The following is a 607-nucleotide window of genomic DNA, read 5'->3' as shown; positions in this document are numbered from 1 at the left end:
ATTCCCGAAATCCTGGAAGATGCTGAAAACGGTTTACCCATGCTGGCCCGGCGTTTACTCAACAACATCAACCAGCGCATTCTCCTGCTCGATGAGGAGATCCTGGCCTATGACCGGGAAATCGAAGCCATGGCCCGGCGCGACGAACAGGCCAAACGGTTGATGGCCATTCCGGGCATCGGCCCCCAAACAGCCACCGAGATATTGGCCAGTGCGCCGGATCCCAGACAGTTCAAAAGCGGAAGACACTTTGCCGCCTGGCTTGGGCTGGTGCCCAGGCAGTACTCGACCGGAGGCAAGCCCCGGCTGGGTAGAATCACAAAGCGCGGGGACAAGTACCTGCGAACGCTATTAATTCATGGTACCCGGGCGGTGATTGCCAAACTCGCCGACAAGAACGATCAACTCAGCGAGTGGGCCAAAGGGTTGGTGGAACGCCGCGGCTACAAACGAGCCGCCGTGGCACTGGCGGCCAAGAATGCCCGGATTATCTGGGCGCTGTTGATGAACCAAACCGAGTTTAAAACACAGCCTGCAGAGGGCTGATAACGGGCAGCAACGACAGGCAGAACACGCCTGCCAGCCGAGTCTTGCAACGGCAAGCGAT

At 58.5% G+C, this 607-nt stretch carries 1 protein-coding gene; it reads left to right on the top strand.

The window, feature by feature from the left end; all coding sequences use genetic code 11:
* The coding region (locus B2W52_RS06780) for an IS110 family RNA-guided transposase (RefSeq protein ID WP_286802095.1) at positions 1-546 on the top strand (546 nt) is incomplete at its 5' end.
* Between the last annotated feature and the right edge of the window lie 61 nt (positions 547-607).

The sequence above is a fragment of the Marinobacter sp. UBA2498 genome, from assembly GCF_002341575.1.
In the GTDB taxonomy this organism is placed as follows: Bacteria; Pseudomonadota; Gammaproteobacteria; order Pseudomonadales; family Oleiphilaceae; genus Marinobacter; species Marinobacter manganoxydans.
Note: the sequence above shows the minus strand (reverse complement) of the source record. Positions and strands in the feature narration are given on the sequence as shown.